The 1,107-nt window shown below is 71.2% G+C and carries 1 protein-coding gene; it reads left to right on the top strand.

Annotation, left to right across the window (positions count from 1 at the left end; genetic code table 11):
• Nucleotides 1-243 precede the first annotated feature (243 nt).
• Complete coding sequence (locus ABZ641_RS38930; RefSeq protein ID WP_344626869.1) at nucleotides 244-711, top strand: class F sortase; 468 nt, start codon at nucleotides 244-246, stop codon at nucleotides 709-711.
• Nucleotides 712-1,107 lie beyond the last annotated feature (396 nt).

Here is a 1,107-nt window from a genome sequence, read left to right on the forward strand (position 1 = left end):
CCGGGGGAGCGCCGTCGGCGGCCGGGCGACGATCGGAAGGTGAAACCGGTGGGTCGACCACTCTCACCAGGGGGCCGTGCGGCCTTGATCCTGGCCGGTGCCGCGGTGGGTGTCGGAGTGTGGCTGGTCCTGACGGGGACCCGGACGTCGGCCCCGCCGCATCCAAGTGCCGCCGACGCGTGGCGTCATCCCCTGCCGACACTGCGTACCGCTCCACCCGACGCAGAAGCCGCCGTGCTGGGAATGGCGTTCTCCAAGCCGACGCGGATCCGGATCCCCAGGATCGGCGTCGACGCCCCGATCGCCGAGGTCGACCTCGACGCGAACGGGAACCTGCCGGCACCGTCGGCAGCAGACCGCCGGCTGGCCGGCTGGTACCGGCAGAGCGCTGCGCCCGGAACCGCCGGGAATGCCGTCATCGACGGCCATGTGGATGGCCTCGACGGACCGGCCGTCTTCTACTCCCTCGGCGCGCTGCACAAGGGAGACACCATTGAGATCACCCGTGCCGACCGCAGCATTGCCGAGTTCACAGCCGATGCCGTCGAGGTCTACCCGAAGGACGCCGTCCCTGCTGATCGGGTGTTCGGCGCTGCGGACCAACCCCAACTGCGCCTCGTCACCTGCGGCGGTGCGTACACCAAGGCCACCGGCTACCAGGGCACGGTGATCGTCTACGGTCGTTTCACCCAGGCTGTGCCCGCTTCCTGACGTTCTCGACCGTCGTCGGCGCCGCCCCGATCCGGGGCTCTGGCCTGGTGGAAGAAGAGACCGGACGAGCCGTCGTGCATGCAGGCGGTCGGGCGTGCTTGATGGTCTGGAAGGCTTGCGTCCCGCTGGGCAGGGTGCCGCCCACGCCCGGGGCGGTGGGTGGGTCGGTAACGGCTGCGCAGATCGCAGAGCAGACCGCGGTCAGCTCTGCGAGGCCGTACTCCTGCCAGTCCCCGAGCTGGGACCACTCCAGCATCCGGGCACAGCGCGGGGAGCCGGGCCGGGCTCGGCGCCGTGGCGTTCGACATCACAGGCGGCGGGGCCGCAACCGTGCGCGGCATCGCTGCCCCCTCCGCCCCACCGAAGCCTGGCATCAGCATGAACCAGACGCGCCGC

The organism is Kitasatospora sp. NPDC007106, from assembly GCF_040634455.1.
Classification (GTDB): Bacteria; Actinomycetota; Actinomycetes; order Streptomycetales; family Streptomycetaceae; genus Kitasatospora; species Kitasatospora arboriphila.